Origin of the sequence: Burkholderia sp. 4M9327F10, from assembly GCF_005503145.1 — a bacterium.
Classification (GTDB): Bacteria; Pseudomonadota; Gammaproteobacteria; order Burkholderiales; family Burkholderiaceae; genus Paraburkholderia.
On sequence record NZ_SCNV01000001.1, the window covers coordinates 121,456 to 138,865 of the forward strand.

Sequence of the window (17,410 nt, forward strand, 5' to 3'; positions counted from 1 at the left end):
GGGCAATGGTAGAACTGACTTGGCTCCACCATTGCCACGGTACATAAATTGGCCTACCGATCGGACTATTTTGTTTTACCTACCGAGAGCATTGTGCGAAGCCTCCAGGCATCCTACCGTTTCTGGCCCAAAAGATAAATCTACTGGGGATAAATCGATGTCGGGATGGTGGGTTTGAAACACGAACTGAAACAGCGGGTGTCGCACCTCGGCCCAGCGTTGACGGGCAATCGCCACCGGCTTGGCTAATACCCGATGAGGTAAACCCCCAACGTGCGCCATCGGCAAGAACATATTTTTTTCGAAGACGTCATGGAACAGCATGGCTTCATACTCGCGATCCAATGGCGAACGCGCCGTAATGACCATCCAGTCGATCTGCTGTTGCTGGCAATATAAGAATAACGCTTTACACAGTCCGATTTTGACTACCCGCCCGATCATGCCGCCCGCCACGCCAAGCCGCGTGGCTTCCGCCAGACGGGTTCCCCGCAGCCAGTCGGGCAATGCGACTGACTGCTCCACCGCGAGCGGTGCAAACTGGTTGGTTTGAATCCGCATGGTGCCGAGCGGACCGCCGTCCAGTTTCGACTCAGCCAGCAGCACGACCGTGCCGGGCTCATGATCGCCCTCTTCTATGGTCATTTTGCGGGCGAAGTCTGGCAGATGCCGGCTGTAAGCCAACTTTCGCATGACAATGGCCTTTTGAAGGGACGGACGGTCGGCGACGATCCGAATGGTAAACGGCATTCTTTCCGTTTTCTGCTCCGCCGGCATGTCAAAATTTGCCGGGTCGATCGTTGATCCGCGAAGCGATTCGGAAATTAATACTGCTGGATTAAGACGATCCATTTCGTAACCCCATTTGAGCGATAAGAGAAGAAATCGCCGCACCGGGCACGCCATAAGTCCGTGCGTCAGCACGACAGAACAAGGCTCTCACGAACTCAAAATTGAAGGTGAGTCCTATCTAATGTTTTTGAGCAACTTAACAATTACGGTGTCTTCGGAATCGATTTTCCGCACTTGAACAGGGCCGGGAATGGTGTGGCCGGCGGCGACGGTAGTCTGCGTACGCCAAATACCGGGACATGCACTACACTTGGCGGCCGGATAGCGTCGTTTAGAGTCACCGGGTGGCGCTAAATCGCGCCCAGCCGCGACTGCCTGATTTCCCGAGCTTGCCGGCTTCGCAATCTGCCAATTTCTCGCCCATTAGTTACCCTTAACAATGATCAAACGGCCCAGACGCTTTTCATTAGCTCTTTACAATCCCACCTCTTTCCTTGTGGCTGAATCCGATATCAACCCCAGCCACCGACTCCGGCTCGCGCAACGATGAGCCATCAACCTGATAAACCGGCCGCGCAACCGCCCCTCCCCGCTTCAGACGAAGTGCCCAGCAGTCCCTATGGCGAGACAATCCAAAGCCTGCCGCGCAGCAAGCCGTTTCAGCGCTTCTGGCTGACACGCGTGCTTTCGTCACTGTCCTTCCAGATGCTCGCGGTCGCGATGGGGTGGCAGATCTACGCGCTCACGCATAGTGCCTTCGCGCTGGGTCTTCTCGGTCTCGCGCAATTTCTACCGATGTTCACGCTCACGCTGGTGGTGGGCCAGGTGGCCGACCGCTATGACCGCCGGCGTATCGCCGCAATCTGCCAATGTATAGAATCGGCCGCCGCGCTGATGTTCGCACTTGGAACCGTCAGCGGCTGGCTGAGTGCGCCCGTCATCTACGGAGTGGCCGCGTGCATCGGCGCGGCGCGCGCTTTCGAATCGCCCGCCGTCTCGTCGTTACTGCCCGGCGTGGTGCCACGTGCCCAGCTACCGCAAGCCACGGCATGGGCAACCTCGGCCGGCCAAACCGCACAGATCGTCGGACCGGCGCTGGGCGGGCTGCTCTATGGCATTGGCCCGGCTCCGGCATACCTGGTTTGCACACTGACCTTCGCCTGCGCGGCTGCCCTGGTCTGGCATGTTCCCCTGCAGGCGAAGCCCGCCACCCGCGCACCCGTGACGCTGGCATCCGTCTTCTCGGGCATCGCCTTCATTCGCAAACAGCCGGTGATTCTGGGGGCACTTTCGCTCGATCTGTTCGCCGTACTGTTTGGCGGCGCCACGGCGCTGCTGCCTGTGTTCGCTCGCGACATCCTGCACGCGGGACCGCTCGGGCTTGGCCTGCTGCGCTCAGCCTCCGCGGTCGGAGCACTGAGCGGCACCATCTGGCTCGCGCACTTTCCACTGCGTAAGCGGCCGGGGGCAGCCATGTTCGGCGGTGTGATTGTGTTCGGCGCAGCGACCATCGTGTTCGGTCTCTCACATCAGCTTCTGCTCTCGCTGCTGGCGCTGGCAGTGCTCGGCGCCTCGGATGTGATCAGCGTCGTCGTGCGTCTCTCGCTCGTACAGTTGCGCACACCGGATGAAATGCTCGGACGCGTCAGCGCCGTCAACTCGCTCTTTATCGGCTCGTCGAATCAGCTTGGCGAGTTCGAGTCGGGTCTGACTGCCGGATGGTGGGGTGCGCAACCAGCTGTGCTGATAGGCGGCATCGCGACAATCGGCGTAGCATTGCTCTGGATGAAGCTGTTTCCCGAGCTAAGACGCGTCCAGTCGCTTGGTCATGAAGACGAGCCTCTTAGGCCATAGTTCTTCAGATCTCCCAGGTAAATGGGTAACCAGGTGCGTTGCCGCGTAAGTTCGCGTTGCGTGCCGGCAACACCGCGCCGTGGGTGCGGCGCGGGCAATCCGGTCAGTCATCGCGGGTCAGTTTTACCGGGCCGCTGCGCTTACGAGTCGAATCGACCGCCGTGATCGAGAGCCGCAGCGTTCGAATTGCACCTTTCAATGGAGCGTCAGTCAAACTCAGAGTATCGGTCCGAGACTGACGCGAAAACGGAGGAGACATGCAAACCGCTCAACACCCTCACCATTTTCATCTCGAGCTGCGCCACGCAACGGTGCCCACCTATGTGACGAGCTACCTGTTCCCGATCCTGCTGCTGGCCTATGAGGTCTATCGGGTTGGGCGGTGGATCTACGACTACGGCATGAACTTCGCGAACTTCAGGTACATGGGCTATGAATTCCTGCTCATGCTGACGTTCGTCGGCCTGCAGATCTTCGTGGAAGTGGTGTTTCTCGCGTGCGCGGGCATCACCCGCCATCCCGACTTCGAACATCGGGTCGCGAATGTGCTGGTCGGTATTGGCTGCTCGCTCGTGGTGCTCGGTTTCGACCTGGCGTTGCAGTACGCGCTGTAGCAAGTTGGCGCGGGCGGCTCGCCCAGCGCCCGCTATCCTGCGGCCTGGTAAAAACTGAGCGCATCAGCTCTTGCGCTGCAACGCGAAGAGCGTACCGGCGAGGAGAATGAACGCGCCGATAATCACCTTTTGCCAGGTGCTAGGCACACCCACCAGGATCAGCACATTGTTGATCAGCGTGACCAGCACCACCCCCAGCAACGTGCCGACCACGGTTCCAGTGCCGCCCGTGATACGCGCGCCGCCCAGGATCACCGCCGCGATCACATCGAGTTCCGACCCGACCAGATCGAAGGGGTTCGCGAGCCGGTTATTCGACACGTGCAAAATCCCCGCGATTCCCGCCAGCATGCCCGTATAGCCGAACACGAACAGGTGGATCGCGCGCAGGTTGTAGCCAAGACGCTCGGCAATCGCGAGACTGCCGCCCATGGCGTAAACGCCACGGCCCATCATGGTGCGGTTCAGCAGCCACCACGTGAGCACGGCCGCTGCCACCAGCGCCAGCACCGAAACCGGCAGCACCGCACGCAAGCCATCTGCAGTCTGGTAGAAAAACAGGGGAATGCGGCCGAAGCGGTCCATGCTGTGCGGGATGTTCATGAAGAACGTCGTGCCGATGAAGGTCAACAGAATCCCGCGATACAGATACTGCGTGCCGATGGTGACGATCAGCGAAGGGGCTTTCAGACGATGCACGAGCATGCCGTTGATCAGGCCGAGCACGATGCCGCCGAGCGCTCCGGTAATCAGGATCAGGGCAAACGGTTCGTCGGGCCACCATGCGAACACGGCCTTGGTGATCGCATACATGGTCAGCGCGCCGATCGCCGTAAACGACACGTCGATGCCGCCGGAGGCCAGCACAACCAATGTGCCGAGCGCGAATAGCGACACCGTAGTCGCCGAATGCAGCATGTCGAACAGCGTCGCAAGCTGGAAGAAGCGCGGATTGATTGCGCCCACCACGATGCACATCACGACGATCAGCCCCGCCGTGAACCACTCGGGGTTACGTGCGAGCCTGGCGCGCACGCCTGGCGGCTTTACCTCAGGAGCAACGTCGACGACGGTTGGCGTGGTCATGGTCTGATTCATACGCGAGTTCATGCGAGTGACATCCTTTATACAGCGCTTTAAGCAGCTTCCGACAGCAGCGCGTGATACAGGTCAGCTTCGTTCAACTGATCGGCCTGGTATTCGTTGGCGACGCGTCCCTTCTTCATCATCAGGATGCGGTCGCAGTTTTGCAGCAGTTCGGGCAAATCGTCGCTGATCAGGATAATCCCAATGCCGCGCTGCGACAGGCGCTGCATGATCCGGTAGATGATGTCCTTGGAGCCGACATCCACGCCGACCGTCGGGCCGTGCAGGATCAGCACGCGTGGATCGATAGCGAGCCAGCGGCCAATCAGCACACGCTGCTGGTTGCCGCCTGAGAGCGATTGCACGGGCTTGTCGACGTCGGGCGTGGCGATCTGCAACTCCTTGACGGTCTCGACGGCGAGCGTTTGCGCCCTGGCCCGGTCGACCTGGCCGAAGCGGTCGCGCAGGCTCGAGATCATCGCAGTGATCACGTTGTCGCGAATCGGCTTGTCGAGAAAGAGCCCTTCGTTCAGCCGGTCTTCCGGCACGTAGCCAATGCGGTGGTCCTTGGCGTCCGACGGCGTGCGCAACGCAATGCGCTTGCCGTCGAGCACGATCTCGCCATGCTGCGCCGGCGCCACGCCCGCCAAAGCTCGCGCCAGCTCATTGCGGCCCGAATCCAGCAACCCCGTCACGCCAAGAATCTCGCCGCGATGCAGCGAGAACGACACCTCGGCGAACTGTCCATTGCGCGTCAGACCGCTCACGTCGAGTACCACCTCTTTGCCGTACGCGCCTTCGCGATAGCGCTCGCTAGACAGATGCCGCCCAGTCATCAGCTCGCTGATCTGGGCCTTCGTGTAGTTTGTGATCGGCCCCTGCGCCATAGTCTGGCCGTCGCGCAGCACGATCACCTCGCCGCCAATCGCGTAGCATTCGTCCAGCTTGTGGCTGACGAACAGCACCGTCACCCCGTCTGCGCGAAGCTTGCCCAGCACTGCAATCAGGTTATCCACTTCCTTCTGCGTGAGCGAAGTGGTGGGTTCGTCCATGATGACGAACTTTGCCTCGCTCGCAATCGCCCGCGCAATGGCGACAAGCTGGCGCGTCGCGAGCGGCAACTGCTCGACGAGCGTCGCCTGGAATGCTGCGTCGCCGGGCAAACCGACCGCGGCGAGCGCTCGCGCGGCCGTATTCGCCAGCGCACGGCGGTCGAAGGTGCGAGCCAGACGTCCGTTGTGCTCGGCCAGCTCGGAAGTCAGCCCGATGTTTTCAGCGACGCTCATATTAGGCAGCAGCGAGAGGTCCTGATACACCGTCTCGATGCCCGCAGCAAGCGATTCCAGCGCCGACAGCCGCGCGTGCCGCACGCCCTCGATCACGAGTTCGCCTTCGTCGGGCGGCTGCGCGCCCGAGATGATCTTGATCAGCGTGCTCTTGCCACAGCCGTTCTCGCCCAGCAGATGATAAATCTGCCCGCGCTCGAACGACAGGCTCACGCCACGCAACGCGTGCACGCCGGTAAAGCGTTTATGCACGCCGACCACCTGCAGGAACGGCACAGAAGCAGCGTCTGAATTCATAGTCACATCGCAACCTTCAAGGATGCGTCCGCCACCCGATTGAGGCGCGGACGCACCGTTACACAGGAATCGGCAACATGCTCAGCAAACACCGGACCGCCCCCAGTTTTCCTGCTCCTGGTACGGCCCGGTGCACAGCAACAACGAGAGTCGCGCCTAGAACGGGAAGTTCTTGTAGTTGGACTTGTCGACATTCACCCAGCCCTGGCCACGCACGATAATGCCCTTGCCGGGTCCCTTGGTGACGGTCACCTTGGTGTAGCCCGGAATGCCCAGATCATCGCCGTCATGCACGGTCTTGCCCTGGGTCAGCATCAGCGCAATCTTGTTCATGGCGATGCCCGCCAGCTTCGGATCCCAGAAGGCGATGCCGTTAATGGCGCCGCTTTCGAGGAACTTGCCGGCCTCGGTCGGCAGACCCGTGCCGTACACGCAAATCTTGCCTTGCATGCCGGCTTCTTCCACTGCACGGCCAATGCCGATCACGTCCAGCGACGACGAACCCTGGAAGCCCTTCAGGTCCGGATGCTTGCGCAGCACTTCCTTGGCGACTTCATAGGCGCGCTCGCCGTCGTTGTTGGTTTCGAGCTTCGGCTCGACCAGATCCATCTTCGGATACTTGGCCTTCGCGTTTCCGATACCGCCGTCCGCCCATTGCACCTGCGAGCGGCTGCCGAGCGAGCCGACCAGCACCGCCCATTTGCCTTCGTCGTGCATGCACGACGCGAGGCGCTCGTTCAGGCCCGCGCCATACGCCGTGTTGTCGAACGCTTCGATGTCGACCATCGTGTTCTTTTCGTTGTCGGCCTCATGCGTGACCACCTTGATGCCGCGATCCATCGCCTTCTTCAGCGCCGGTTCGAGCGTCGGCGGATCGTAGGGCACCACCGCCAATGCATCGACCTTCTTGGCGATCAGGTCTTCGATGATCTTCAGTTGCTGGGCCGCGTCAGCCTGGCCTGGGCCGGTCTGATACACGGTGACGCCGGGGTTGTCCTTGCCGAACTCCTTGACGCCGTCGTCCATGCGGTTGAACCAGTTAATACCGGTTACCTTGACCACCGTGACGATCGTCTCGTTGGTCGCAGCCTGCGCTGCGGCAATGACCCCTACCGCGAAAACGCCGGCGGCGATCGCGACGCTCAATCGATTCAATTTCATGCCATGTCTCCTTTTTCTTTCGCTATCGCCCTTCTTAACGATTGCGAACATCCAGGGCCCCGATGTCCGCCGCGTACTAAACCGGTACTCAAACCCGTCTGACCGCTGGCGCAGCCGCTAACGCTTCGCGCCCGCGTCCGTGCGTGCCAGACCGAAGATCGCGCTCACCCGCTCGCCACCGGCAAACGCCAGCGACAGCAAGAGCAGAAAACCCCACGCGCAGTCACCGAAGAACTGCGACACGCCGAGCAGATTGAACAGGCTCGCGAGAAACTGCAGCACCGTGGCGGCGAAGAACACTGAGATGATGCGGCCACGGCCGCCAGCGGGATTCACACCGCCCATCACCGCAATCAGGATCGAAATCAGCAGATAGGAATTGCCGTAGTCCCATTTCGCGCTCGACGTATGCGTGGCGCTGATCAGACCGGCCAGCGAGGCCAGCACGCCGCACATCGTGTAAGTGACAATCAGCATGCGGGCGCGCGGAATCCCCGCGTAAAACGCCGCTTTGGGGTTGGTGCCCATCAGGTACAGCCGCAGCCCGAACGGACTGCGCCGCAGCAGCCAGCCCAGCACGATGATGGCGGCAATGAAGATGATGAAGGAGATCGGCACCTGGAACGCCGTGCCGTTACCGATATCCGAAAGCTGGTCGACGTATTCCACCGGCACCGATGCGCCGTTGCTCAGCACCACGGCGATACCGGTAAACAGCAACTGCGTGCCGAGCGTGCAGAGAATCGGCGTGAGCCGCAGCTTCGCAATCACGACGCCGTTCAGCAAACCGCCGAGCAGGCCCATTGCCAGGACGATCGCACAAAACAGCGCGGTATAGGCAACCGGCGAGGCATCGCTGCTGATGAACTTCGGCACCAGCAGCGCGGCGACCATGCCCGACAGATTGGCAAGGCCGACACCGGACAGGTCGATGCCGCCGTTGCCGGAAATCATCGAAAGCATGATGCCGAGCGCCAGCAGGCCGAGTTCGGGCAACTGGCTGCCCATTGACTGGAGGTTGTCGATATCCACGAACTGGCCGTGCGACAGCCCCGTCGCAACCAGCACCACCAGGACGTTGACGACCAGCAGAAAATTCAGTTGCCGGTCGCCGAACAGTTTTCCAACAGCGAACGAGGACTTCATGGTGAAGACAGACTCCTTCAAACTGCAGCAAACTTCAGTTGGCCTTTGAGGCGTGCTTCATGCGCCTCTGGGACCATCCACGCTCATCGAGCCTCGTGTGTACGCAACCGTCAGTGCGTGGACACCGTCAGGCCCGCTTGACTCAATAGCTGGTTCACTTCGCTCAGTGTGGGCATCGACGGCGCAGTGCCCGGCCGCGTCACAGAAATACCGGCTAGCGCACAGCCGAAGCGCATCGCCTCCACCGGGTCTGCACCACGAGCCAGCGCCGCGGCGAAACCGCCGGTGAAACCGTCGCCCGCCCCTGCCGTTTCCACCACCCGGCCGCATTGGAACGCCGGCACCCGCACCGATTGCGTTGCCGAATGCAGCAGCGCCCCAGCCTCGCCGAGCGTCACGATCACCGTGCCCACGCCCTTGGCCAGCAGCACCTCGGCGGCACGGCGCGCATCGTCGGCGTTCTGGATCGGCACGCCGGTCAACGCAGCGGCTTCGGTTTCATTCGGCGTGATGTAGTCGCACAGCGGGAAAATATCGTCGTCGAGCGGCAACGCAGGCGCCGGATTGAACACGGTGGTCACGCCGTGCCGGCGCGCGACTTCAAGACCGCGCCGCGCGGCGGCGAGCGGTTGCTCCAGTTGCGTGACAAATACCTGGGCGGCGGCTATATCCGCTTCGATGGCATCGACATCGCCCGCATTCATCGTCCCCGCTGCACCGGCGGCCACGATGATCGCGTTCTTGCCGTTGATGTCGTCGACAAAGATATGCGCGGCCCCCGTGGAGACGCCGGGCACTTCCGTAGCGCGGGCGGTGATGCCTTCGGCGGCCCATGTCGAGCGCGCAATGGCGCCGAACGCGTCGTTGCCGATGCGCGTGCAGAACACCACCTGTGCGCCGGCACGCGCCGCCGCGACGGCCTGGTTCGAGCCTTTGCCACCCGGCCCCATTGCAAAAGCCGAACCGGCGATGGTCTCGCCGATCAGCGGCATCCGTTCAGCGCGGAAAGTCAGGTCGGTCACATAGATGCCGAGAATGACGACGCGCCCGTTCGGTTCGGACCGCGTAGTCATTTTCTGTGCTCCGTGCTTGCAACGTCCGGCGCCAGCAACACACCCTTCTTGAACACAAAGCAGCCATAGCCGCGCCGCTCACCGGTTGCGATCACGCAATACGCGGCTTTCGCCCGTTCATAGAAAGCGAAACGTTCGATCGAGCCAAACGTCAGGTCGCGTCCTTCGGCGGCATTCACTTCCGCTTGAGCTTCGCGCTGCACGACGGGAATCGTGTCCGGTTCACCCACCACTTCCATGCGCAGCGCCGGATGGTCGACAAAGGTGTCGAGCGGCAGCACGGACAATACCGCGCGAACCGCGCTCGCGGCATCCGCCCCGTCGATGCGCAGCAGCTTGCCCAGCACCGTTGCACGCGCAACGGAGTCGGCCGGGAAATTCGCGTCGCAAATCACCACTTCGTCGCCGTGGCCCATCGCGCGCAGCGCGTGCAGCACATCGGCATTCAACAGCGGGTCCAGATTCTTTAGCACAGTGTCTCCTCCATGTTCGATCTGCCTGCTGCCCGTCCACGTTCAGACGGTCAGTCTCCGTAAGGGATCCAGATATTCTTCACTTGCACGGCCTGGCGCAGCCACGCCGGCCCTTCGCTCGAGCGGTCGAACCAGTCGAACTGACGGCCATGATCGACAAAGGTGCGCTTCAGGTTGCCTACCGAGGCACGCTCGACCAGCGCGGAATCCGCGGCGCTGCCGAAGCACCAGAGCGCGTCGACGTCGTCGTGTTTCGCGAGCGCGGGCAGCAAGGCCGCGCGCTCGCCCGTCACGATGTTCAACACGCCGGCCGGAATGTCCGAGGTTTCGACGACCTGATACAGGTCGGTCGCAGTCAACGGGGAGGCTTCGCCCGGCAGCACCACTACGCGGTTGCCCATCGCCAGCGCCGGTCCCACCAGCGAGACGAAGGCGAGCAACGGCGCTTCGTCCGGGCACGCCACACCGATCACGCCAAGCGGTTCGTGCATCGCCAGCGCCACGCCGCGCAGCGGCGGCGTATGCACCGCACCGTCGAACTTGTCGGCCCACGCGCCGTAAGTAAACAACCGCGTTATCGCAGCTTCGACTTCCGCGTGCGCTGCCGCTTCCGTCACACCGGTGCGCACGACCAGTTGCCGGGCAAATTCGTCGGCCCGTACAGCCAGGTTCTCAGCGAAGTAATACAGTACCTGAGCCCGGTTGTGCGTGCTGGCCTGCGACCACTTCGCCGCACCGCGCGCCGCCTCGACGGCATTGCGAATGTCCTTGCGGTTGCCTTCGCCCACTTCGCCGACCGTCTCACCATTTGGGCCGTACACCGGCAGCGAATAGCCGCCGTCGGGGCGCACCTGCTTGCCGCCGATAAAGAGCTTGGCAGTGCGATCAATAGGCGTGACGTTCGAAGGAGTCGCGAGCGCGTCGGATGAACCCACACGCGTAGATGCCGCGCGTGCAGAACGCTCGGCCAGCTTAAGCCAGGCACGCGGCTTGAGGTATTCGTAAATGCCCTCGCGCCCGCCTTCGCGGCCATAGCCTGACTCGCGATAACCGCCAAAGCCCACCGCCGCATCGAACAGGTTAGTCGCATTGATCCAGACGACGCCCGCGGCAAGTCGCGGCGCGACATCCAGCGCGCGGCCAATCGTTTCGCTCCAGACACTCGCTGCGAGACCATAGCGCGTGTTGTTGGCCAGCGCGACCGCTTCATCCGGCGTGCGGAAACTCATCGTCACCAGCACGGGCCCGAAAATCTCTTCCTGGGCGAGCGTCGATGCGGGCGCCACGCCAGTCACGAGGGTCGGCGGGTAATAGCAGCCTTGCGCAGGCAGCGCGACCTCGGACGACTGCCACACCGCGCAGCCCTCGCGGCGGCCCGCGTCGACCAGCGATTGAATCCGTTCGAGCTGCACTGGATCGACAATCGCGCCCAGGTCGATGCTCTTGTCGAGCGACGGACCCACGCGCAAGGTCTCCATGCGGCGCTTGAGCTTCTCGATGAAACGCGCTTCTACGCCCTCTTGCACCAGCAGGCGCGAACCCGCGCAGCAGACTTGGCCCTGGTTGAACCAGATGGCGTCGACAACGCCCTCGACCGCCCCGTCCAGGTCCGCATCGTCGAACACGATGAACGGCGACTTGCCGCCCAGTTCGAGTGTCAGCGACTTGCCCGACCCCGCGGTAATCGAACGAATCTGCCGGCCCACTTCGGTGGAGCCGGTGAAGGCAAGCTTATCCACCGCGGGATGCTCGACAAGCGCCGCACCGGTGCGGCCGTCGCCGGTCACCACGTTCAGCACGCCCGCCGGCAAGCCGGCACGATGCGCCAGTTCGGCGAACAGCAAGGCGGTCAGCGGCGTGTATTCGGCCGGCTTGAGCACGACGCAATTGCCGGTGGCAATCGCCGGGGCAATCTTCCATGCGAGCATCAGCAGCGGGAAATTCCACGGCACGATCTGGCCGACCACGCCTAACGGTGCAAAGTCCGCGAACTCGCTGTCCTGCAGTTGCGCCCAGCCTGCGTGGTGCAGAAAGTGACGGGCAACCAGCGGCACGTCGATGTCGCGCGTCTCGCGAATCGGCTTGCCGTTGTCGAGCGCCTCGAGTACGGCAAAGAGGCGGCTGTGACGCTGCACCATGCGCGCCAATGCATACAGATGACGCGCCCGTCCGGCGCCGCCCAGCGCCAGCCAACCCGGCTGCGCGGCGCGGGCGGCCGCGACCGCCGCGTCGATATCAGCGGCATCGCCCTGGGCGATATGCGCAAGCAACTCGCCGGTGGCAGGTTCGCGCGATTCGAAGCGCTCACCCGCGGCCGGCGCACGCCACGCACCGCCGATGAAATGCCCGAAGCTCGCCTCGTGCTGCGCCAGCCAGGCGCGTGCGGGCTGATCGTCCTCGGGTGCGGGACCGTACTCCATCGAAGAAAAATATTCGGCTACGCTCATGGGATCGGTCTGTTCAGGCAACGGGGTGACGGTTGAAGGCGGAGTAACGGCCGCTCACGTGGTGTTCAAGCTGGCGTTCGATGTCGGCGAGAAGGCTCGATGCACCGATACGGAACAGTTCCGGTTCGAGCCATGCGCGCCCCAGCTCTTCTTTCATGAGGATCTGGTACGTCAGCACGGATTTGGCGCTGGAGACGCCGCCGGCCGGCTTGAAGCCGATCACGACGCCGGTGCGCTCGTAATAGTCGCGAATCATGCGCACCATCACCAGCGACACGTCGAGCGTCGCGTTCACGCCTTCCTTGCCGGTAGACGTCTTGATGAAATCGGCGCCCGCCATCATGCAGACCATCGAGGCGCGCGCCACATTCGACAGCGTGCGGATATCGCCGGTGGCGAGGATGGCTTTCAGATGCGCCGGGCCGCAAGCCGCGCGGAAGTCGCGCACTTCGTTGTACAGCGCTTGCCAGTTGCCCGTGAGCACATGCTCGCGCGTGACGACGATATCGATCTCCTGCGCCCCATCGGCCACCGACGCTTCAATCTCTTTCAGCTTAAGCGGATGGGGAATCAGTCCGGCCGGAAAACCCGTGGACACTGCCGCAACGGGAATGCCGCTGCCTTGCAGCGCATCGACCGCGGCCGCGACGAAGCGGTGATACACACACACCGCGCCGGTGGTGATGGCTTGCGGCGCGATGCCGAGCGCGCTGAGGATATCGGCGCGCACCGGCTGGCGCGCTTTCGCACAGAGGCGCCGAACGCGGCCCTCGGTGTCGTCACCGTTCAGGGTGGTCAGATCGATACAGGTGACGGCCTTTAACAGCCACGCCGCCTGCGCGTCTTTCTTGACGGTGCGGCGTGTACCGAGCGTGGCCGTGCGCCGCTCCACCGCGGACTGATTGACGCGCAGACCGTCGAGCCAGGCGGCGTCGAACGGCACGCCCGGATTGCGTTCTGGATGAGCGGCCACGCCGCGCCGCAGCGCGATGACCGATGACGACAAAGAAGGAGCTTCAGGCATGGGACGTCCGTGATTTTGTGCGACGCACAACAACGGCTGATGGTTAATTCGCAACCATCCTACATCGAATGATAGAATCGTAACAAGTAGGCGTTACGATCATTTCCTCGCAATAGATATATGCGATTTGCGTGATGAAGGGTGCAACGGCAGGGGCTGTGTTTGAATTCGGATGACAGTGCTGAACCGGTAGGTGCAGCCAAGCAAGGGGGTTTTGTACCCAAAATGGGTAGTTACATACCCATTTTGGGTACGTAGCTACCCATTTTGGGTATATACTTGGCGGGCGTGCCCCCTTGGTCGCTCACGCGCTCTGAAGCGCATCTGGAGACTTGCCATGAGTATTGCCGACTTCATGATTCCTGCTGGAATGCAGCAGGTTCTCGGTCGCCTATACGGATCACCGGATCGGTCCTTCAGACTGACGGAGCTATTAGACACATCGTCAGCAGGACGCGGAAATGCCCAAAGGCAGGTTCAGCGCCTGCTCGACGCAGGCGTGCTTCTGGAAGATGCGCGCAACGGGCGCCAGCGAAGCATTCGCGTCAACACCGACTTTGCGCTGTACCCCGAGCTTCGGGCTATCGTCGCAAAGTCGTTTGGCCTTGTGGAGCCATTCCGGGAAGCCCTTCGGCCGTTCCAGTCGCAAGTCGACGCTGCCTTTATTTTTGGATCGGTCGCCAAGGGAACGGATGGTTTCAGGAGTGACGTCGACCTGATGATCGTTGGAACGACATCCCTTATCGAGCTCACCGACGCGATGCTTGCGCTTGAGAAAAATATAGGACGGCCAATTCATATGACGTTATATGATCGTGAGGAATGGAGCGCATTGGTGGAAAACGACACAGTCGTAGCTGCCATCGCGCAAGGACCAAAGCTTCACATACTTCCCGATGACCCGTCCCGTTGAATATTCCAATCTGATCAAGGCCAGGGTATTCGTCGAGCAGGCAGCAACGCCCGGCGCCATTGATGCTTATCTCAAGAATGCAGACGCCTTCCTTGGGGCTGCGCAGCTACTCATGAACGCGGAGGATATCTATATGCCGGCGTTCTCAGCGGCGTACGAAGGCTTTTTTCAGGTCGTACAGGCGGTCCTGGAATTTTACGAAGTTCGCATCAAGGACGCGGGTAGAAATGCCGCCATCCAGCGCGTTTGCGCGGATCTGAAGATGAACAGCACCGAGATCAAGCTGGTCACCAACGCTCACGGTCGGCGCAACGACACGTCATACATTTCTCCGATTCCCCCCATATCCAAAGCGGAAGCAAAAGCGCTCATCGATATCCTGCGGAAGTATCTCCCTGTGGTCAGCGTGTTGACTCAGACCGGGAATGTCTGAGTCGCCGCCGTTCGTAGCACGCGCCTCATGTTCATGCGAAGATCGCGCCTGACGTACAAAGCACCCTGGCGCCGCCCCCAAACCGTTCCCCTGCCGGAGTCGCAGCACCATGATTGACGAAGCTCGCGTCGTGAGCGCCCTCGCGCCCCGTGCGATCGTGCCCGACGCCAGCCAGCGTGCGGCGATTGCCGCACTCGTCGCGCTGCTCGGCGGCCCCGCGCGGCGCAGATCCCCTGGTCATGCGCCAACGCCGCTGGGTGTCTACTGTCACGGCTTGCCCGGACGCGGCAAGAGCCTCGTAGTCGATACCGTGTTCGAACTGGCCGAATGCACCAAACGCCGCATCCACTTCCACGAATTTCTGCGCGAGATAAACCGGCGGCTCGTCAACGAACCGCGCGGCGACGACCGGCTCGGCTCGGTGTCGCGGCAGTGGCTCGATGGCATCGCCCTGCTGTGCTTCGACGAATTTCACGTCCACGATATCGCCGATGCGTTTCTGCTTGGCCGCTTTCTCGAAGTCGCGCTCGCACTCGGCACGCGTATCGTGCTGACGTCGAACTACGCGCCGCGGAGTCTGCTGCCGAATCCGGAATTCCACGAGCGTTTCGAGCCGACCATCGCGCTCATCGAACAACACTTCACGCTGATTCCTTTCGACGGCGCGCGGGACTACCGCTTCAGCGGCGCGGCAGCAGAGAGGCCGCGCTTTTTTGCGCCGCTCGGCGCCAGCACCGGCGAGCAGGTGCGACGGCTTTTCGTAGCGGTTGAAGGTGAAAACGCCCTAGGGCCGCAAACGCTCTCCGCCGCCGGCCGGCCGTTGCGTGTCCACGCGGCCGGCGCCGCGTTGATGTGGGTGGGGTTCGACGAACTATGCGGCGCAAGCCGCTCGCATCTCGACTATCTGGACCTCGCCGAGCGCTGGCAAGGCCTGATTGTCGACCCGTTGCACACGCATGCGCTCGCCAAAGCACATACGCTGCAGCGTTTCGTGTGGCTGGTCGATATCTTTTACGACCGCAAACGGGCTTTGTTCATCGCCTCGGATCAACCCATCGCAAGCGCGCTTGGCAACCTGGAAGGCGCGCATGACCTGTCGCGCACGCTGAGCCGGCTCGCGGAGATGCAATCGCGCGCATACCCGAATCCGTTCGACGGGGAGCAGGTTTCGTCAGATACCACGGTTTATCCCGTGTAACACGCGGCCTGCCGGATGCTCCCGGTTTGCGCTCATCGCACCTGATTACGTCCCGCGGCTTTGGCAGCGTAGAGCTGCGCATCGGCTGCCGCCAGCAGCTTCGCTGCGCTGCCCCCCTCGTGCGGCCGGCATGCCGAGCAACCCACGCTGATCGTCACATGACCGCTTTCAGCTCCGTTATTTTCGAGTCCCGCCGATTCGACACGCTTGCGGATCTTTTCCGCCACCTTGAGCGCCCCCTCAAGCTCGGTATTCGGCAGCACGACCGCGAACTCCTCGCCGCCGTATCGCGCGGCAAAATCGAGCGGGCGCCGCGTGCCCGATACAATGCGCTCGGCCACGACGCTCAGCACCTCGTCGCCCATCGCGTGGCCATAGGTGTCGTTGAAGCGCTTGAAATAGTCGATGTCCATGAACAGCAGCGCCAGCGGTGTGCGCTCGCGCACCGCCCGTCGCCATTCCTGCGCGAGCCGGTGGTCGAAGGCGCGGCGGTTATTGAGCCCGGTCAACGCGTCGGTCGAGGCAATGCGCTGTAACTCCGCTTCGGCCAGCACCTTGTCGCGCAGCGCAAAGGCGAACAGCCACGACACCACCACATACGCGCCGCCAAATAGTGCCGTCATCAGCAGCGCGAGCTCGCTGCGGTCCCGCCAGTTCGCGAGCACGTCGTCCACAGCCGGAGCAATTCCCACGATCAGCGGTGCGCCTGGCACATGCGCGAAGGTATAGATGCGTTCGACGCGATCTGCGCTGTCCTTCGACACAAACGTGCCTGACTGCTGTTTTGCCAGCAGCGGAAAGATCGGCGTATTCGCATAGTTGGCGCCAACCCCGCCGTGCGTCGCCGGCCGGCCCGCGAGCAGCGTGCCGTCGTCGAGCATGATGAAGGCGCCTCCGTTCGGGCCGAGATCGATACGGTCCACCAGTTGCCCGAAATACTCGATCCGGAAACTGACCAGTGCGACCCCGGCGAAGGCGTCATTCGGTCCGTTGATCCGCCGCGAGATGGCCACCGCCAACGCACCGTTGCGGACTTGCGAGGCATACGGCCGGGAAATATAGAGCCCGAGCGAAGGGTTGGCCTGATGCACAAGGAAGTAGTCACGCCTCGCGAACGAAATGCCGGGATAGGCCCGCCCGGTCTGCGACGCTTTCACGTAACCTTGTGCGTCGAGCACATAGGCGTCACCGAAGAACCACGAACTCATGCCGCGATCGAACAGCACGCGCTGGCGCACATACAACGGCAGCGTCCACGTTTCCGGGCGCTCGGCATCGGCCACCACGCCTTGCAGCGAGACATCGTAGATTGCCACGCTGCGCTGCAGATCCGCGGCAATGATCGCGACAAGATTGTGCGAATTCTCGGCGGCATGCCGGAGTTCCTCCGCGCGGCCGTTGTAGAACGCGAGGAACGTCAGCGCCGCCATCAGGCTCGCGGCAAGCATGCCGACCATGCCCGCGAGCAACGGATGCCGTCCGATCCAGCGGAAAATCTGCGCCCGTCTTTCGACCGCGCGCCGGGCCAGCCGGTAGCGCAAGGTTAGAACCCGTCGTCCCGACACGTACGTGCCTCCCCACGGTAGCGAATATGTTCGCTTCAGGGCAAGCGC

15 protein-coding genes are annotated in these 17,410 nt (G+C 62.3%); 5 read left to right on the forward strand and 10 right to left on the reverse strand.

Annotated features, from left to right (window positions below; genetic code table 11):
• Positions 1-75: 75 nt before the first annotated feature.
• Positions 76-852, reverse strand: coding sequence for a hypothetical protein (locus FFS45_RS00545; protein WP_137952742.1), 777 nt, complete (start codon positions 850-852; stop codon positions 76-78).
• Between the two features lie 486 nt (positions 853-1,338).
• Here FFS45_RS00545 and FFS45_RS00550 point away from each other — a divergent pair, with 486 nt between their 5' ends.
• Entirely contained in the window at positions 1,339-2,646 is a 1,308-nt protein-coding gene (locus FFS45_RS00550; protein ID WP_137952743.1) for an MFS transporter, read from the forward strand.
• A 257-nt stretch (positions 2,647-2,903) separates the two neighbouring features.
• Positions 2,904-3,260 (forward strand): hypothetical protein, encoded by a 357-nt coding sequence (locus FFS45_RS00555; protein ID WP_137952744.1) that lies wholly within the window; start codon positions 2,904-2,906, stop codon positions 3,258-3,260.
• Positions 3,261-3,323: 63 nt separating this feature from the next.
• On the opposite strand, the gene FFS45_RS00560 is transcribed toward FFS45_RS00555, so the two are convergent.
• From FFS45_RS00560 to deoC, 8 genes are all read right to left on the reverse strand, one after another.
• Positions 3,324-4,370, reverse strand: a complete 1,047-nt coding sequence (locus FFS45_RS00560; protein WP_137952745.1) for an ABC transporter permease — start codon at positions 4,368-4,370, stop codon at positions 3,324-3,326.
• Positions 4,371-4,396: 26 nt separating this feature from the next.
• The gene (locus tag FFS45_RS00565; protein ID WP_137952746.1) at positions 4,397-5,929 is read right to left on the reverse strand and encodes a sugar ABC transporter ATP-binding protein; all 1,533 of its coding nucleotides are present in this window, start codon (positions 5,927-5,929) and stop codon (positions 4,397-4,399) included.
• Positions 5,930-6,085: 156 nt separating this feature from the next.
• Positions 6,086-7,090 carry an autoinducer 2 ABC transporter substrate-binding protein gene (locus FFS45_RS00570; RefSeq protein WP_137952747.1) on the reverse strand — a complete coding sequence of 335 codons (1,005 nt, stop codon included), beginning with the start codon at positions 7,088-7,090 and terminating at the stop codon, positions 6,086-6,088.
• A gap of 117 nt (positions 7,091-7,207) precedes the next feature.
• Positions 7,208-8,236, reverse strand: a complete 1,029-nt coding sequence (locus FFS45_RS00575; protein ID WP_137952748.1) for an ABC transporter permease — start codon at positions 8,234-8,236, stop codon at positions 7,208-7,210.
• A gap of 110 nt (positions 8,237-8,346) precedes the next feature.
• Positions 8,347-9,309, reverse strand: a complete 963-nt coding sequence (gene rbsK, locus FFS45_RS00580; protein ID WP_137952749.1) for a ribokinase — start codon at positions 9,307-9,309, stop codon at positions 8,347-8,349.
• Positions 9,306-9,782 (reverse strand): RbsD/FucU family protein, encoded by a 477-nt coding sequence (locus FFS45_RS00585; RefSeq protein ID WP_137952750.1) that lies wholly within the window; start codon positions 9,780-9,782, stop codon positions 9,306-9,308. Before FFS45_RS00585 ends, rbsK begins: the two co-directional genes overlap by 4 nt.
• Before the next feature lie 50 nt (positions 9,783-9,832).
• Positions 9,833-12,229: an aldehyde dehydrogenase family protein gene (locus FFS45_RS00590; protein WP_137952751.1), complete on the reverse strand. Its 2,397-nt coding sequence runs from the start codon at positions 12,227-12,229 to the stop codon at positions 9,833-9,835.
• A gap of 13 nt (positions 12,230-12,242) precedes the next feature.
• A complete protein-coding gene (deoC, locus tag FFS45_RS00595; protein ID WP_137952752.1) occupies positions 12,243-13,253 on the reverse strand; it encodes a deoxyribose-phosphate aldolase in 1,011 nt (336 codons plus the stop codon).
• A gap of 337 nt (positions 13,254-13,590) precedes the next feature.
• Between deoC and FFS45_RS00600 the strand changes: the two genes are divergently transcribed.
• From FFS45_RS00600 to zapE, 3 genes are all read left to right on the forward strand, one after another.
• A complete protein-coding gene (locus FFS45_RS00600) occupies positions 13,591-14,166 on the forward strand; it encodes a nucleotidyltransferase domain-containing protein (RefSeq protein WP_137952753.1) in 576 nt (191 codons plus the stop codon).
• On the forward strand, positions 14,150-14,599 hold the full coding sequence (locus tag FFS45_RS00605) for a hypothetical protein (protein WP_137952754.1): 450 nt from the start codon (positions 14,150-14,152) through the stop codon (positions 14,597-14,599). Before FFS45_RS00600 ends, FFS45_RS00605 begins: the two co-directional genes overlap by 17 nt.
• A 109-nt stretch (positions 14,600-14,708) precedes the next feature.
• Positions 14,709-15,797 (forward strand): cell division protein ZapE, encoded by a 1,089-nt coding sequence (zapE, locus tag FFS45_RS00610; RefSeq protein WP_137952755.1) that lies wholly within the window; start codon positions 14,709-14,711, stop codon positions 15,795-15,797.
• A 32-nt stretch (positions 15,798-15,829) separates the two neighbouring features.
• Here the strand turns inward: zapE and FFS45_RS00615 are convergent, their stop codons facing one another.
• Entirely contained in the window at positions 15,830-17,362 is a 1,533-nt protein-coding gene (locus FFS45_RS00615) for a GGDEF domain-containing protein (RefSeq protein ID WP_349292304.1), read from the reverse strand.
• Between the last annotated feature and the right edge of the window lie 48 nt (positions 17,363-17,410).

What these genes read in the sequence shown, in the direction of transcription:
- FFS45_RS00545 (WP_137952742.1), bottom strand. Translation starts at nt 852, where the DNA reads ATGGATCGTCTTAATCCAGCAGTATTAATTTCCGAATCGCTTCGCGGA.
- zapE (WP_137952755.1), top strand. Translation starts at nt 14,709, where the DNA reads ATGATTGACGAAGCTCGCGTCGTGAGCGCCCTCGCGCCCCGTGCGATC.
- FFS45_RS00550 (WP_137952743.1), top strand. Translation starts at nt 1,339, where the DNA reads ATGAGCCATCAACCTGATAAACCGGCCGCGCAACCGCCCCTCCCCGCT.
- FFS45_RS00600 (WP_137952753.1), top strand. Translation starts at nt 13,591, where the DNA reads ATGAGTATTGCCGACTTCATGATTCCTGCTGGAATGCAGCAGGTTCTC.
- FFS45_RS00555 (WP_137952744.1), top strand. Translation starts at nt 2,904, where the DNA reads ATGCAAACCGCTCAACACCCTCACCATTTTCATCTCGAGCTGCGCCAC.
- FFS45_RS00575 (WP_137952748.1), bottom strand. Translation starts at nt 8,236, where the DNA reads ATGAAGTCCTCGTTCGCTGTTGGAAAACTGTTCGGCGACCGGCAACTG.
- deoC (WP_137952752.1), bottom strand. Translation starts at nt 13,253, where the DNA reads ATGCCTGAAGCTCCTTCTTTGTCGTCATCGGTCATCGCGCTGCGGCGC.
- FFS45_RS00570 (WP_137952747.1), bottom strand. Translation starts at nt 7,090, where the DNA reads ATGAAATTGAATCGATTGAGCGTCGCGATCGCCGCCGGCGTTTTCGCG.
- FFS45_RS00560 (WP_137952745.1), bottom strand. Translation starts at nt 4,370, where the DNA reads ATGAACTCGCGTATGAATCAGACCATGACCACGCCAACCGTCGTCGAC.
- FFS45_RS00590 (WP_137952751.1), bottom strand. Translation starts at nt 12,229, where the DNA reads ATGAGCGTAGCCGAATATTTTTCTTCGATGGAGTACGGTCCCGCACCC.
- rbsK (WP_137952749.1), bottom strand. Translation starts at nt 9,309, where the DNA reads ATGACTACGCGGTCCGAACCGAACGGGCGCGTCGTCATTCTCGGCATC.
- FFS45_RS00605 (WP_137952754.1), top strand. Translation starts at nt 14,150, where the DNA reads ATGACCCGTCCCGTTGAATATTCCAATCTGATCAAGGCCAGGGTATTC.
- FFS45_RS00565 (WP_137952746.1), bottom strand. Translation starts at nt 5,929, where the DNA reads ATGAATTCAGACGCTGCTTCTGTGCCGTTCCTGCAGGTGGTCGGCGTG.